A 14144-nucleotide genomic window follows, 5' to 3' on the forward strand; every position below is an offset into this window, starting at 1 on the left:
AACCGGCGTCACGAACGGGAGGATGATATGAAAAGGACGTTGCGCCTGATGAGCGCGGCGGGCGCGCTGCTGCTCACCGCCACCGCTGCGCCGGCCATGGCCGGCACCACCGCCGATCTGCTCAAGCGCCTGCATGAAAAGGGCATCCTGACCGATGAGGAATATCAGGATCTGCTAAAGGGCCAGAGCGCCGAAGCCGCACAGGCACCGCCGGTCACTCCCGATGCGTCCGGCGGCAAGCCGCTCGTCCGTATGGCCGACAGCGGCGTCGGGCTGCAAATGGGCGATGTCACGCTCAAATTCTCCGGTTCGGTCAATGGCTTCTACGTCCATGACAATGGCGAAGCACCCAGCGCCACCAACACCGTCGTGGGCGGCGTGGCGACGGTTGGCGGCAATAGTTCGGCGGTCCGCAACGGGCTGCTGCCTGGCTTCCTGAAAGTGGAGGCGATGACGACACAGGCAGGCTGGGATGTCGGCGCGCATTTCGGCATGTATCCGGGCATCAACTCGGTCAATTATGCAGCGGCCGGCGGTGCCAACGGCCCCGGCAATCCCCGTGCGCTCCAGACCGCAGGGATCGATTTTCGCCAGACTTATCTGACCTTTGGCCGGGCGGGTTTTGGCGAAGTGAAGATCGGTCGCGACATCGGTCTGTTCGGTTCAGAAGCGATCCTCAACGACATCACCTTGCTGTCGTCAGGCACGCCTGCGGGCAATGTCGCGCCATCCAACACGACGCTGGGGCGCATCGGCACTGGCTATATCTACACCGATTTCCAGCCGCAGATCACTTATACGACGCCCAGTTTCAATGGCTTCACCGCCAGCATCGGCATTTTCGAGCCGCTTTCTTCCCTGACGGGGCCAGCTGAATCGAACAAGCAGCCCGGCTTCCAAGCCAAATTCGTCTATGATGGCAAGCTGGGCGATGTCGCGACGCGACTGTGGCTGTCGGGGATCAGCCAGAAGCATAATGTGATCGCCGGGCCGGACTATACCGGCTGGGGCTGGGACGCGGGTGCGAAGGTCACGTTCGGGCCGATCACGGTGGTTGGCACCTATTATGATGCGTCGGGCCTTGGCACCACCGCGCTCAACCTGTTCGACACCGATGGCCTTGGCAACCGGCGCGACAGCCATGGCTTCTATCTTCAGGGGCTGGCGACGTTCGGCAAAATCTCGGTCGGGGGCAGCTATGGCGAAAGCCATCTCGATTATGCCAGCGCAGCCGATGCGCTCGCCAATCCGCTGCTGGTGGACAAGAATGGCAGCTGGGTCGGGCAACTGCGCTATGGCCTGAACAGCTGGGTCACGCTGTTGGGCGAATATGTCCACACGACGTCGAAGGCGCATAATGACAACAAGGCCAGTTCGGACGCGCTGGCGGCGGGGGCGATCCTGTTCTTCTGACCGGCTGATCGACCCAAGGAACAATGTGACGGGGCGGGGGCTGCATCCTAAACAGGGATGCGGCCCCTTTCCGTTTGCAAAGACGATGGAAAATAAAGAGAGGGGCGTCGAGGGGATCGCCATGAAAATTATCGTCCTGCCCGCCTTGCTCTTGTCCATTACCACGGCCGCGCTGGCTCAGGCGCCGGACGATGCGGGCGACACGCCGTCCATCATCGTCACCGGCACCGGCCTGTCGCTGCCGCCCGGCACCTCGGCCTATGGATCGGTCGTGATCGAGCGCGCCCGGTTGCAGGACAGCGCGTCGGGGCGGATCGAAAGCGTGCTGGGCGATGTTGCGGGTTTCCAGCAGTTTCGCCGGTCCGACAGCCGATCCGCCAACCCTTCAGCGCAAGGGGCGACCCTGCGCGCGCTGGGCGGCAACGCGTCGAGCCGGACGCTGGTGCTGCTCGACGGCGTGCCGATGGCCGATCCCTTTTTCGGCTATATTCCGTTCAGCGCGCTGGTGCCTGACCGGCTGTCGGTCGTCCGGGTGACGCGCGGCGGCGGCATTGGTGCGTTCGGTGCGGGGGCGGTCGCTGGCACCATAGAACTGGCCAGCGCCACGCGCGACCAGTTGCCGACCTTTGGTGCAAGCGCCTTGTATGGCAGCCGAGAATCGACCGAATTGTCTGCGACCTTCACCCCCGACCTTGGCAGCGGCTATGTGTCGTTGTCGGGCCGATGGGACCGGGGCGACGGGTTCCAGACAACGCCCAAGAGCCAGCGCGTCGCGGCCACCGTGCCAGCCGCCTATGACGGCTGGTCCACCAATTTGCGCGCGGTCGCGCCCATTTCCGCTACCGCCGAACTGCAATTTCGCACGACCCTGTTTCAGGATAACCGCACCCTGCGCTTTGCTGGCGCGGACAGTATGAGCCAGGGGCAGGACGCCAGCATCCGCTATATCAATCGCGGACGCTGGCAGGTCGATGCGCTGGCCTATATCCAGGCGCGCAACTTCTCCAACATCGTCATGTCGGCCTCGACCTTTCGCAAGTCGCTCGACCAGCGCAACACGCCTTCCACCGGGCTTGGCGGCAAGATCGAACTGCGCCCGCCGGTTGGCGGCAATCACTTGCTGCGCGTCGGCATCGATACCCGCTTTGCCACCGGCGATATGTTCGAGGATGCGTTTAACGCCAATATCACGAGCAACCCGGCGACCTTCCGCCGCCATGCCGGGGGCGAAGAGCTGACCAGCGGCGTCTTTGTCGAGGATGACTGGACGATCGGTAATCTGGTCCTGACCGGCGGAGTGCGAACCGATCGCTGGTCGATCCGCAACGGTTTCTATCGGCAGGTGAGCGCCACCACCGGGGCGGCGACCAATAGCGCCTTTGCCGACCGGTCCGACTGGGAAGTGTCGGGCCGGGTCGGCGCGCTCTACCGGGCGAGCGAGGCCATTGCCGTGCGCGGCGCGGCCTATAGCGGCTTCCGCCTGCCGACGCTGAATGAACTCTATCGGCCTTTCGTGGTCTTTCCGATCACGACCCAAGCCAATGATGCGCTGACCCCCGAAAAGCTGAAGGGCGCAGAGGGGGGCATCGACTTGACCCCGGCACCGGGTGTCACCTTGTCCGCTACCGCTTTCTACAACCGGCTGGACGATGCCATCGCCAATGTGACAAATCCTTTGGTCGCCAACACGCGCAAGCGGCAGAATGTCGATCGCATCGTCGCCAAGGGGATCGAACTGACCGCAGCGGCAGCGCTGGGCGATCTGCGGCTGTCAGCGTCCTACGCCTATAGTCACAGCCGCGTCCACGCCCCTGGCGCTGCTTTCAATGGCCTGACCCCGGCACAAAGCCCGCGTCATGCCGCCAGCGCGACGATCGCCTACAGCCCGGCGCAGGGACCGACCCTGTCCACCACGCTGCGCTATGTCGCCAAACAATATGAGGATGATCTGCAAAGCGACGTCCTGCCCGACGCGCTGACCGTCGATGCCATCGCGCGGCTGCCAGTCGGCCCTGGCGTGACATTGGTGGCGCGGGGCGAAAATCTGTTCGACAAGGCGGTCGTCACCCGCAATGCGGGCGGGTCGATGGACCTGGGCACGCCGCGCACCCTGTGGATCGGTGTCAGTTTCGCGCATTGACAGGCCGGTGGTCGTGCATCAGTGGGCCTGATCTTGCCTGCATCGGCAGACCGGCTATGGCTGCTGCATGACGAAGCAGGGGAATTGGGCTGTCGGGGCCGATGTCACGATTGCGGACGTGGCCGCGCGGGCGCATGTGTCCATTCGCACCGTGTCCCGCGTCATCAACGGATCGCCCAAGGTCAATGCGGAGACGCGCGCGACGATCCTGAGCGCGATCGAAGCGCTGGGTTTCCGGCCCAGCGCGCGGGCGCGGGGGCTGGCGACCGGACGGTCCTATCTGATTGGCATGATCCATAATGACAGGAATGTGCTGGTGCTGGGCGAGGTGCAGCGCGGCTTGGCAAACGAAGCGACCGCGCAGGGCTATGAGGTTATCGCCCATGCAACGCCTACGGGCGAGGATGGATCGATCGAGGATGTGCTGGATTTCGTGCGGCGGTCCCGTGTCGATGGGGTTATCATCCTGGCCCCGGTATCGGGCGTGCCGGGCCTGGCCGACGCTCTTCACGACGTCGGCATCCCGGCAGTGGCGCTCTCGTCCGTCAGCCTTGCCGGGTTCGACGCTATGCTTGTGTCCGACGAGCGCGGTGCCGCCGCGCGGGTGGCGGAGCATATCGTGGCACTGGGCCACAGGCGCGTCGCCCATGTGTCAGGCCCGCCAGCCATACTGTCGGCGCACGAGCGGCGTGCAGGCTTCCTGTCCGCCTTGACCGCGGCGGGGAGAACGCTGGTGGGCGAGGCGGCTGGCGATTACAGCTTTGAATCGGGCGTGACGGCGGCGGAGCGACTGCTGTCGATCGATCCGATGCCGACCGCGATCTTTGCGGCCAATGATATTATGGCCGCCGGTGTCATCAAGGTGGCCGCCTCACGCGGCCTGATGGTGCCGCGCGACCTGACCGTCATAGGATTTGATGGCAGCCTGTTGGCCAGGATGATCGTCCCGGCGCTGACGACGGTGCAGCGTCCGATGGGGGAGATGGCGCAGATGGCCGCGCGGTGCCTGTTCGACATCATCGCCAAACGGCCTACCGAAACGCTGATGCAGGTCGATCTGCCGCTGCTGATCGCGGAATCGAGCGCGCCGCCGCCCGCCTGACGGCGTGCATATGGCCCCGCAGGGCGGGTTGATTCACGAAGATGTCGGGGGGAGAAATGGTGCTGCCGGTGAGGATTGAACTCACGACCTCAGCCTTACCAAGGATGCGCTCTACCACTGAGCTACGGCAGCACTCTTTCACGTCCACGGGCCTGTTCGGCCTGCGGAGCCGGGCCTATGGCTGCGCGCGCCGCCCTTGTCAAGGCGGGTTGCGGCCGATGCCACATTTTGCTTAAGGCCATGCCATGACTAGCGAACAGGATGATCGCAAGGCGCGGCTGGCGCAGGCGCTGCGCAACAATCTGCGCCGTCGCAAGGCGCAGGCGCGCGAAGTGGTGCTGCCCCCGCCTGCGCCCGACAGTCCGAAAAATTAAAGCGGCGCGCAGGCGCCTTCCAGCCACGCCTTTGCGTCGCCATCAAGCTGCGGCCCCACGACCGACAGCACTTTGGCATGATAGGCGTCGACCCATGTCCGCTCGTCGGCGCTCAGCAGGTCGAGCGCGATCAGATGACGGTCGATCGGGGCGAAGGTGAGTGTTTCAAAGCCCAGCATCGGTTTTTCCGCGCCCGGCACGGCGCGTTCTTCCACCAGCACCAGATTTTCGATGCGGATGCCATATTCGCCAGTCTTGTAATAGCCCGGCTCGTTGGACAGGATCATGCCCGCCTGCAACGGCTCGTCGCCGCCGCCGAAGGTCGCGATCCGCTGCGGTCCTTCATGCACCGACAGGAAGCTGCCGACGCCATGGCCGGTGCCATGGGCATAATCCAGCCCCTGTGCCCAAAGGAACTGCCGCGCCAATATATCAAGCTGACCACCGCGCGTCCCGACCGGGAACACCGCGCGCGCCAGTGCGATATGGCCCTTCAGCACCAGCGTGAAGCGCTCCTGCATCTCGCGCGTAGGCGTGCCAATCGCCAGCGTGCGGGTCACGTCGGTGGTGCCGTCGCGATATTGACCGCCCGAATCGACCAGATAGAGGGTGCCGGTCTCGATCGGGCGGTTGGTCTTTTCCTCGACCCGGTAATGCACCACCGCGCCGTTCGGCCCGGCGCCGCTGATCGTGTCGAAGGACAGATCCTCCAGCAGGCCAGTGTCCTTGCGAAACGCTTCCAGCCGGTCGGCGGCAGTCATTTCGGTCTGGCCGCCCTTGGGCGCTTCGACCGATACCCAATGCAGAAAGCGGCTCAATGCCGCGCCGTCGCGGGCTTGCGCCGATTTATGCCCGGCAATCTCGACCGGATTCTTGATCGCCTTGGGCAGGATCGCGGGATCGCGCAGCGGCAGCACGGTCGCGCCGCCATTGTCGAGCGCCTCGAAAATAGCCGCCACCGCCCGTTCGGGATCGGCCACCACGCTCTTGCCCGCAAAACCGGCCAACGCATCGGCAAAAGCAGCGCGATCATGCACGCGCACGGCATTGCCCAGATGCTTGGTGACCGCTTCGTCCATCTTTTCGGGCGCGACATACAGATCGGCGGTCGCGTCGGCGTGGACGATGGCATAGGCCAACGCCACTGGCGTCCGGTCCACATCCTTGCCCCGGATATTGAAGGTCCAGGCGATTGAATCCAGCGCGGACAGCACTGCCGCGTCGGCCTTTTTCTCGACCAGCCAATCGGCCATCGCCTGCCGCTTTTCCGCCGCGCTCTGCCCGGCAACGCGGTCGTCATGGACGACCAGCCGGGCATCGCTGGGGGCAGGGCGGTCAGGCCAGACCAGGTCGATGGGGTTGGTGTCCACCGCGACCAACTGTGCGCCCTTTTCCGCCAGCGCGGCGCTGGCCTGCTCGACCCAGGAACGGGTGTGGAGCCAGGGATCATAGCCGATCCGCCCGCCCGCCGGGGCATGGGCTTTCAGCCAAGCCGCGATTGAGGTCTGCGGCACGCTTTCATATTGCCACAAAGCGCCATCAACCTGCTCACGCACTTGCAATGTGTAGCGGCCATCGACAAAGATCGCGGCCTGTTCCGGCAGCACGACCGCGCTGCCCGCAGACCCCTGAAATCCGGTCAGCCATGCGAGGCGCTGGGCATAGGCGCCGACATATTCGCTCATATGTTCGTCGGTCAAAGGCACGACGAAACCGTCCAGCCGGTCGCGCACCAATTGCGCGCGCAGGGCGTTGAGACGGTCTTGATAGGTGGACATTCATACTTCCTTGCGTATCGGCCCCCTTGCGCAGGCCATAATGGCAACAACATAAGCAGGCTGTGGCACATATGCCAGCGCCCGCCTTGCTCCCTTGCAGATGGATAGTGAATGACCGTAAACACCATGCCGCCCGTTGCCGCTCCAGTCGCGCTGGCCAGGCCGCACAGCATCACCCATCATGGCATCACCGTCAGCGATGACTATGCCTGGCTGCGCGATCCGGGCTACCCGGACGTCAAGGACGCGGATGTGCTGGCCTATCTGGCGCAGGAAAATGCTTGGTTCGAGGCCGCCATGGCCCCGCACAAGGGGCTAACCGACGCGCTGTTTGCCGAGATGAAGGGACGCATCAAGGAAGATGACAGTTCCGTTCCGCAAAGGGATGGCGACTATATCTACTGGCGCGCGTTCGAGACAGGGGCGCAATATCGCAAATGGTATCGCAAGCCCGTGGTGGGCGGCCCGGATCAGCTGATCCTGGACGAACCGGCGCTGGCGGAGGGCCATGATTATTTCCGGCTGGGTGCCATGTCGGTCAGCCCCGATGGCCGCTACCTCGCCTATGCGATCGACAATGACGGGTCGGAACGATTCGAGGCGCGGATCAAGGACCTGTTCACCGGCGAGATTTTGCCCGAATCGATCCCCGATACGCTGTCATCTTTGGTGTGGACGTCCGACAGCAAGGGGCTGCTCTATGGCCTCGCCAATGAAAATTGGCGCACCGACAATGCGCGGCTGCACTGGCTGGGGCAGAGCGTCGCCTCCGACGTCGAGCTGTTCCATGAAGATGATGAGGGGTTCCGTGTTTCGATCGGCCTCACATCATCGGAAAAATGGATCGTCATCGCGACCGGCGATCATGTGACCACCGAAGCTTGGCTGATCCCTGCCGACAATCCCACTGCGCCGCCTTTGCTGGTGGCTGCGCGGCAGGCGGGCCGGGAATATGATGTCGATGAACATGATGGCACGCTCTATATCAAGACCAACGACACCCATCCCAATTTCCGGCTGGTGAAGGCGACGCTGGACGCGCCCGATCAGTGGGAGGAAGTCATCGCGCCCGACGCCCATTTCTACCTGACCGACTTCACCCTGTTCAAACGCTTCTACGTCACCGAAGGGCGGCAGGACGGCCTCGACCAGATCGAGCTTCGCGATTATGCGACCCACACGCCAAAACGCCTGCCTTTCCCGGAGGCGAGTTATTCCGCGTCGCTGGATGATAATCCCGAATATGATGTGACCGTGCTGCGTATCGGCTATGAATCGATGGTCACGCCCGACACTATCTTCGACTATCATATTGCCGAGGAGCGGTTCGAGCTCCTCAAGGTGCAGGAAATCCCGTCGGGCTATGACGCGACCCGCTACGCCACCGAGCGGCTGATGATCCCGGCGCGCGACGGCACACAGATTCCGGTATCGATCGTCTATCCCGCCGACCTGCCCCGCGACGGCAGCGCGCCGCTGCACCTTTATGGCTATGGCGCCTATGGCATGGCGATGGAGCCGGGCTTTTCGACCGGGCGGCTGTCGCTGCTCGACCGCGGCTTTGCCTTTGCCATCGCCCATATTCGCGGCGGCGACGATCTGGGCCAGCAATGGTATCTCGACGGCAAGCTGGACAAACGCAACAACACCTTCACCGACTTTGTCGATGTGGCCAAGGGGCTGATTGACCTTGGCTATACCAGCAAGGGGCGGATCAGCATTTCGGGCGGCTCTGCCGGGGGCGAACTGATGGGAGCGGTGATCAATAGCGATCCCGATCTGTGGGGCGCGGTTGTGGCGCATGTGCCGTTCGTCGATGTGCTGAACACCATGCTGGACGAGACGCTGCCGCTGACGCCGGGCGAATGGCCCGAATGGGGCAACCCGATAGAGGACAAGGCTGCGTTCGAGACGATCCTGGCCTATGATCCTTACGCCAATGTGAAGGCGCAGGATTATCCGCCGCTGATGGTGACGGCAGGGCTGAACGACCCGCGCGTGACCTATTGGGAGCCGGCCAAATGGGTCGCCAAGCTGCGCGCAACCAAGACCGACGACAATGTCCTGCTGCTCAAGACCAATATGGGCGCAGGCCATGGCGGCAAGTCGGGCAGGTTCGAGAGCCTGCACGAAAGCGCGGAGGAATTTGCGTTCATCCTGTGGCAGATGGGGATGGCCGGGGCGTGACAGAGCCAACCCATTCCCGATCAAGCCGGGGGCAGGCTCAGCCCGAACGGAGGAGAGGGTAATGCCCGCCACTTACACCACGCACATTACCGCCCAGCCTGCCGACATCGACATACTCGGTCACGTCAACAACGCGGTCTGGGTCCAGTGGATGGAGCAGGTCGCGACCGAGCATTGGACCCATGATGCCGATCCGGCGCATGTCGATGCCTATGTCTGGGTCGTGACCCGCCACGAGATCGACTATCGCGGCAATGTGGCGGAGGGCGAGACGGTGACGGCCCGCACCTGGATACCCGATGGCCCGCGCGGTGCGCGCTTCGACCGGCTGATCGAGTTTACCGGACCCGACGGCAAGGTGAAGGTCACGGCCAGATCCACCTGGGCGATCGTGGACAAAGGCACGGGCCGCATATTGCGCGTGCCGCCGGAAGTGGCGGCGAATTTTGTGGATTGAGGGTGGGTGACCACTGCTCCGTTCGTTTCTCGACTTCGCTCGAAACGAACGGAAAATGGTTTATTCCCGCACCACCTCAAACACATCCCCAATCCCCGGCTCGACCGGCATATCCTCCCGCTCGGCCGCCTGCCGGTTCCACATCACGGCATAGAGACCGTCGGCCCGGACCAGATCGGCGTGGCGACCGCGTTCGACGATGCGGCCCTGGTCCAGCACGATGATCTCGTCAGCGTCGACCACGGTGGACAGGCGGTGCGCGACGATCAGGGTGGTGCGTTTGCGCGCAATGTTGCGCAGCACGTCCTGAATCTCATTCTCCGTCCGGCTGTCGAGCGCGCTGGTCGCTTCGTCCAGCACTAGGACTGGCGGGTCTTTCAGCAATGTCCGGGCAATCGCCACCCGCTGCTTCTCGCCGCCCGACAGTTTCAGACCCCGTTCGCCAACGCGGGTCTCATAGCCCTTGGGCAGGCTCAGGATGAAGTCGTGGATCGACGCGGCCTTGGCGGCGGCTTCGATCTCGGCCTGCGACGCGCCTTCGCGGCCATAGCCGATATTATAGCCGACCGTGTCGTTGAACAGCACCATGTCCTGCGGCACGATGCCGATGGCCGCGCGCAGCGAGGACTGCGTCACAGTTGCGATATCCTGCCCGTCGATGCTGACTTGGCCCGCCTGAATATCGTAGAAGCGGAACAGGATGCGCGCGATGGTGGATTTGCCCGCGCCAGATGGCCCGACGATCGCCAGCGTCCGGCCCGCAGGCACGGTGAAGCTCACATCGTGCAAAATCTCCCGTTCGGGATCATAGCCAAAGCGCACATGATCGAACCGCACTTCGCCGCCGGACGGGACAAGGGCAGGCGCGCCGTTCGCGTCGGCAATCTCCTGCGGCGTGTCCATCAGCTTGTACATCGCCTCCATGTCGATCAGCCCCTGGCGGATCGTGCGATAGACCATGCCGAGCAGGTCCAATGGTCGGAACAGCTGGGCCAGCAGCGTATTGACCAGCACTACGTCGCCCGTCGTGAACTGCCCCCGGCTCCATCCCCACACGGTATAGCCCATCGCCCCCGCCATCATCAGGTTGGTGATCAGCGACTGGCCGATATTGAGCCAGGCCAGGCTATTCTCGCTCTTGACCGCAGCCTGCGCATAACGCCGCATCGATGTGCCGTAACGTTTCGCCTCGCGTTGTTCCGCGCCGAAATATTTGACCGTCTCGAAATTGAGCAGGCTGTCGACCGCATGGGCGACGGCGTTGGTGTCCATGTCCACCATGTCGCGGCGCAGCTGGTTGCGCCATTCGGTCACGGTGCGGGTGAACCAGATATAGAGCGCGACCATCGCCAGCGTGACCACGACCAGCCACGCACCGAACTTGACGAAGAAGATGGCGCAGACCGCGACCAGCTCCAGCACGGTAGGGGCGATGTTGAACAGCAGGAAATAGAGCATCGTGTCGATGCTCTTGGTGCCGCGTTCGACAATCTTGGTGACAGCGCCGGTGCGCCGGTCGAGATGGAAGCGCAGCGACAGGCGGTGGAGATGGACGAACACATCGTCGGCCAGCCGCCGCCCGGCCTCCTGCCCGACCTTCTCGAACACCGCATTGCGCAGATTGTCGAACAACACGCTGCCAAAGCGCGCGCCCGCATAGACCGCGACCAGCGCGATGGCCAGGCTGGCCGCCGGTTCCATCCCCGGCACCATCCGGTCGATCGCGGCCTTATAGGCAAAGGGCATGGCCAGGCTAATGGCCTTCGCCGCCAGCACGCACAACATGGCGACCACCACCCGCCGCCGTAGCGCCGGGGCGTCCGCCGGCCACAAATAGGGCAGGAACCGCCGAAGCGTCGCCCAGACAGGGGGCAAGGGCGCAGATGTGGGCATGTCAGGGGGCATAGGCGCTATGTAGAGCGCGGCGCGGGATTATCCAGCGGTGGTTTAGAGGGTGCGATAACACACGACATCCGTTCGTTTCGAGCGAAGTCGAGAAACCGATGCACAACGTTTCTCGACTTCGCTCGAAACGAACGGCCAAAGTAGAAGCGGCCTCCCTACCGCCCAAATTTCTTCTGCACCTTCCCGTAGCGCAACTTCCGCGTTCCCGGCTTGCCTTCGGTCGCACGGCCCCTGGGCGCGGCCACCTGCTGTTCGTGGGGCAGGCCCAGTTCTTCGGCCTCCAGCTTGCGGATTTCGTCGCGGATGCGGCCGGCTTCCTCAAACTCCAGGTCGGCGGCGGCGGCGCGCATTTTCTTTTCCAGATCCTCGATATAGGCGCGCAGGTTATGGCCCACCATGTGGGGGCGGTCGGCGTCGCCGGTTTCGATGAGCACGCTGTCCTTGTTGGACACATGGGCGATGATGTCGCCAATGTTGCGCTTGATCGTGGTCGGCGTGATGCCATGTTCGCGGTTATAGGCTTCCTGCTTCTCGCGCCTGCGCCCGGTTTCGTTGAGCGCGCGCTCCATCGAGCCGGTGATCCGGTCGGCATAAAGGATCACCCGCCCGTCGACGTTCCGGGCAGCGCGGCCGATCGTCTGGATCAGCGAGGTTTCGGAGCGCAAAAAGCCCTCCTTGTCAGCATCCAATATCGCCACCAGCCCGCATTCGGGAATGTCCAGCCCCTCGCGCAGCAGGTTGATGCCGATCAGCACATCATAGACACCGAGCCGCAAGTCGCGGATCAGCTCGATGCGCTCCAGCGTCTCGACATCTGAGTGCATGTAGCGAACCTTGATCCCCGCCTCATGCATGAACTCGGTCAGATCCTCCGCCATCCGCTTGGTGAGCGTGGTGACGAGCGTGCGATAGCCGTTGGCCGTGACCTTGCGACATTCGTTGATCAGGTCGTCAACCTGATCCTCGACCGGCTTTATCTCGACCGGCGGGTCAATGAGGCCGGTGGGGCGGATCACCTGTTCGCTGAATACGCCGCCGGTCTGCTCCATCTCCCATTTGCCGGGCGTGGCGGAGACGCTGACCGTCTGCGGGCGCATCGCGTCCCATTCGTTGAAGCGCAACGGGCGGTTGTCGATGCAGCTGGGCAGGCGAAAGCCATATTCGGCCAGCGTGATCTTGCGCCGATGGTCGCCCCGCGCCATCGCGCCGATCTGCGGCACGGTCTGATGGCTTTCATCCACGAACAGCAGCGCATTCTCAGGCAGATATTCAAACAGCGTCGGCGGCGGTTCGCCCGGCAGGCGGCCGGTCAGGAAGCGGCTGTAATTTTCGATGCCTGCGCATGATCCCGTCGCGGCGATCATCTCCAGGTCAAAATTGGTCCGCTGCTCCAGCCGTTGCGCCTCCAGCAGCTTGCCCTCCGCCTCCAGCTCCTTCAGTCGCTCGGTCAGCTCGAAACGGATCGCCTCCATCGCCTGTTTGAGCGTCGGGCCGGGGGTCACATGGTGACTGTTGGGAAATACCTTCACATAATCGAGGCTGGCGACTTTCTTGCCCGACAGCGGGTCGAACTCGACGATCGCCTCAATCTCGTTGCCGAAGAAGCTGACGCGCCACGCGGTATCTTCATAATGGGACGGGAAAATCTCCAGATTGTCGCCCTTCACCCGGAAATTGCCGCGCGCAAAGCCGGCATCGTTGCGCTTATATTGGAGCGCGACCAGCTTGCGGATGATCTCGCGCTGATCCTCTATCCCGCCCTTCTTCATCGAGAAGGTCATGGCCGAATAGGTTTCGACCGAGCCGATGCCATAGAGGCAGGAGACCGACGCGACGATGATGCAGTCGTCCCGTTCCAGCAGCGATCGCGTCGCCGAATGGCGCATCCGGTCGATGCTCTCGTTTACGCTGCTTTCCTTCTCGATATAGGTGTCCGACCGCGCGACATAGGCTTCGGGCTGGTAATAATCATAATAGCTGACGAAATATTCGACAGCATTGTCGGGGAAGAAGCTTTTGAACTCGCCATAAAGTTGTGCGGCGAGAATCTTGTTGGGGGCCAGGATCAGCGCCGGGCGCTGCAACGCCTCGATCACCTTGGCCATGGTGAAGGTCTTGCCAGAGCCTGTGACGCCCAGCAGCACCTGATCTCGCTCCCCGGCCAGCGCCTGTTCGACCAGTTCGGGGATCGCGGTGCGCTGGTCCCCCGACGGCTCATAATCGCTCACCAGCGTGAAGGGCCGCCCCCCTTCGCTCTTGTCCGGCCGCGCAGGCCGGTGCGGCACGAAGCTGGCTTCGGTATCGGGCTCGTCGAGCGTGGTGCGGATCTGGATGGCCATGGGGACAATATGGGGTCTTTGCGTCAGGACGCAATTGACGTCACGGCTTCAACTCGAACGCGCCTTTGGGCGGGGGTGGATAAACGACGGGCTTGTCACCGAAACGCGCACGCAGGGCGGCTTCGCGCCGTTCGTCATCGACGATCTCTACGTTGACCTCTTCGGGATATTTCATGCTGACGTGGAATTTTTTGTCTTGGATGGCATATTCCAAAACCGACCATCGCATATTTGGGCCATCTGGTTCGAGATACCAAGCTTCCCACAGCATATCGCTAAGATTTGTCTCACGTGGATTATAATAGCGGATGACTTCTCCCTCGTCCTTAAAAACGCTGGGACTCACCCAACCCTCGCCAATTTCCACATAAAGAAAAACACCATTTGGATCGCCGCCGACCAGGGCGGCCAATTCAAGTCCAATCTCGTTCATGAGCGGCCCCAAAAGC

The 14144-nt window shown here is 63.0% G+C and carries 10 protein-coding genes and 1 tRNA gene; 6 read left to right on the top strand and 5 right to left on the bottom strand.

Annotation, left to right across the window (positions count from 1 at the left end; all coding sequences use genetic code 11):
• The first annotated feature begins 27 nt into the window (after nucleotides 1-27).
• From KRZ98_RS15410 to KRZ98_RS15420, 3 genes are all read left to right on the top strand, one after another.
• Entirely contained in the window at nucleotides 28-1413 is a 1386-nt protein-coding gene (locus KRZ98_RS15410) for a porin (RefSeq protein ID WP_217674331.1), read from the top strand.
• Between the two features lie 121 nt (nucleotides 1414-1534).
• On the top strand, nucleotides 1535-3553 hold the full coding sequence (locus tag KRZ98_RS15415) for a TonB-dependent receptor (RefSeq protein ID WP_217674332.1): 2019 nt from the start codon (nucleotides 1535-1537) through the stop codon (nucleotides 3551-3553).
• 67 nt (nucleotides 3554-3620) lie between these two features.
• Nucleotides 3621-4655 carry a LacI family DNA-binding transcriptional regulator gene (locus tag KRZ98_RS15420; protein WP_217674333.1) on the top strand — a complete coding sequence of 345 codons (1035 nt, stop codon included), beginning with the start codon at nucleotides 3621-3623 and terminating at the stop codon, nucleotides 4653-4655.
• A gap of 57 nt (nucleotides 4656-4712) precedes the next feature.
• Here KRZ98_RS15420 and KRZ98_RS15425 read toward each other — a convergent pair.
• Nucleotides 4713-4787 (bottom strand) — tRNA-Thr (locus tag KRZ98_RS15425).
• 113 nt (nucleotides 4788-4900) lie between these two features.
• Between KRZ98_RS15425 and KRZ98_RS24435 the strand changes: the two genes are divergently transcribed.
• Complete coding sequence (locus KRZ98_RS24435) at nucleotides 4901-5029, top strand: hypothetical protein (protein ID WP_302849118.1); 129 nt, start codon at nucleotides 4901-4903, stop codon at nucleotides 5027-5029.
• Here KRZ98_RS24435 and KRZ98_RS15430 read toward each other — a convergent pair.
• A complete protein-coding gene (locus tag KRZ98_RS15430) occupies nucleotides 5026-6807 on the bottom strand; it encodes an aminopeptidase P family protein (protein ID WP_217674334.1) in 1782 nt (593 codons plus the stop codon). The two genes, KRZ98_RS24435 and KRZ98_RS15430, sit on opposite strands and share 4 nt — an antisense overlap.
• Nucleotides 6808-6918: 111 nt before the next feature.
• Between KRZ98_RS15430 and KRZ98_RS15435 the strand changes: the two genes are divergently transcribed.
• Nucleotides 6919-8994, top strand: a complete 2076-nt coding sequence (locus KRZ98_RS15435) for a S9 family peptidase (protein ID WP_217674335.1) — start codon at nucleotides 6919-6921, stop codon at nucleotides 8992-8994.
• 61 nt (nucleotides 8995-9055) lie between these two features.
• Entirely contained in the window at nucleotides 9056-9451 is a 396-nt protein-coding gene (locus KRZ98_RS15440) for a thioesterase family protein (protein ID WP_119746998.1), read from the top strand.
• A 60-nt stretch (nucleotides 9452-9511) separates the two neighbouring features.
• Here the strand turns inward: KRZ98_RS15440 and KRZ98_RS15445 are convergent, their stop codons facing one another.
• From KRZ98_RS15445 to KRZ98_RS15455, 3 genes are all read right to left on the bottom strand, one after another.
• Nucleotides 9512-11356 carry an ABC transporter ATP-binding protein/permease gene (locus KRZ98_RS15445; RefSeq protein WP_217674336.1) on the bottom strand — a complete coding sequence of 615 codons (1845 nt, stop codon included), beginning with the start codon at nucleotides 11354-11356 and terminating at the stop codon, nucleotides 9512-9514.
• 155 nt (nucleotides 11357-11511) lie between these two features.
• Nucleotides 11512-13695, bottom strand: coding sequence for an excinuclease ABC subunit UvrB (uvrB, locus tag KRZ98_RS15450; RefSeq protein ID WP_217674337.1), 2184 nt, complete (start codon nucleotides 13693-13695; stop codon nucleotides 11512-11514).
• A gap of 40 nt (nucleotides 13696-13735) precedes the next feature.
• On the bottom strand, nucleotides 13736-14128 hold the full coding sequence (locus KRZ98_RS15455) for a hypothetical protein (protein ID WP_217674338.1): 393 nt from the start codon (nucleotides 14126-14128) through the stop codon (nucleotides 13736-13738).
• Nucleotides 14129-14144: the final 16 nt, after the last annotated feature.

The sequence above is a fragment of the Sphingobium sp. AS12 genome (genome assembly GCF_019097845.1).
In the GTDB taxonomy this organism is placed as follows: domain Bacteria; phylum Pseudomonadota; class Alphaproteobacteria; order Sphingomonadales; family Sphingomonadaceae; genus Sphingobium.

Bases quoted from the DNA above. Each gene is read 5' to 3' on its own strand.
- KRZ98_RS15455 (WP_217674338.1), bottom strand. From the start codon at position 14,128: ATGAACGAGATTGGACTTGAATTGGCCGCCCTGGTCGGCGGCGATCCA.
- KRZ98_RS15415 (WP_217674332.1), top strand. From the start codon at position 1,535: ATGAAAATTATCGTCCTGCCCGCCTTGCTCTTGTCCATTACCACGGCC.
- KRZ98_RS15430 (WP_217674334.1), bottom strand. From the start codon at position 6,807: ATGTCCACCTATCAAGACCGTCTCAACGCCCTGCGCGCGCAATTGGTG.
- KRZ98_RS15420 (WP_217674333.1), top strand. From the start codon at position 3,621: ATGACGAAGCAGGGGAATTGGGCTGTCGGGGCCGATGTCACGATTGCG.
- KRZ98_RS24435 (WP_302849118.1), top strand. From the start codon at position 4,901: ATGACTAGCGAACAGGATGATCGCAAGGCGCGGCTGGCGCAGGCGCTG.
- KRZ98_RS15410 (WP_217674331.1), top strand. From the start codon at position 28: ATGAAAAGGACGTTGCGCCTGATGAGCGCGGCGGGCGCGCTGCTGCTC.
- KRZ98_RS15435 (WP_217674335.1), top strand. From the start codon at position 6,919: ATGACCGTAAACACCATGCCGCCCGTTGCCGCTCCAGTCGCGCTGGCC.
- KRZ98_RS15440 (WP_119746998.1), top strand. From the start codon at position 9,056: ATGCCCGCCACTTACACCACGCACATTACCGCCCAGCCTGCCGACATC.
- KRZ98_RS15445 (WP_217674336.1), bottom strand. From the start codon at position 11,356: ATGCCCCCTGACATGCCCACATCTGCGCCCTTGCCCCCTGTCTGGGCG.
- uvrB (WP_217674337.1), bottom strand. From the start codon at position 13,695: ATGGCCATCCAGATCCGCACCACGCTCGACGAGCCCGATACCGAAGCC.